The organism is Phytobacter sp. V91, assembly GCF_965644225.1.
Lineage (GTDB): Bacteria > Pseudomonadota > Gammaproteobacteria > Enterobacterales > Enterobacteriaceae > CBFFRJ01.
In genome coordinates this window covers 1-617 of the sequence record NZ_CBFFRJ010000303.1, presented here as the reverse complement: position 1 = coordinate 617, position 617 = coordinate 1, and the positions used below count along the sequence as shown (strand labels likewise).

Here is a 617-nt window from a genome sequence, read left to right as displayed (position 1 = left end):
GATCAACAAACGGGGAAAAGATTCAAAAAAATCCCCCGACAATGTTGCCGGAGGATTTGTGTATAAGAGACAGCCCTCAGGGAGAGGGAACTGCCCGGTGCGGTTTTTGGGTGAGCTACAAGAATCACACTAATCAATACGCAAATCATTCAGGTTGCATCGAGGCGGCAACTGAGTGAGTCCCAGGAGCATAGATAACTATGTGACTGGGATGAGCAAGGGCAGCCAACAAAGAGGCAGCCGGAAGGATGACGCGTATTTTAAGGAGAATAGTTATGAGCTTTATGTTAGCCCTTCCCAAAATCAGCCTGCATGGCGCGGGCGCAATCGGCGATATGGTCAATCTGGTTGCTAACAAACAGTGGGGTAAAGCGCTGATTGTCACCGATGACCAACTGGTGAAACTCGGCCTGCTGGACAGCCTGTTCGCCGCACTCGATGAACACCAGATGGCGTATCATCTGTTCGATGAAGTGTTCCCGAACCCAACCGAAGAACTGGTCCAGAAGGCTTCGCAGCCTACAAAGCTGCCGACTGCGATTATGTGTACTAGCTCAGACCTGATCTGACAGTTACCGGTTATTTATACAGGTGTCTGTCAGATTAAATCTGGTTCA

At 49.6% G+C, this 617-nt stretch carries 1 pseudogene; it reads left to right on the top strand.

Annotated elements, in window-relative coordinates:
- Positions 1 to 275 precede the first annotated feature (275 nt).
- A pseudogene (locus ACSZO4_RS25775) lies at positions 276 to 547 on the top strand (iron-containing alcohol dehydrogenase); the annotation flags it as partial.
- Positions 548 to 617: the final 70 nt, after the last annotated feature.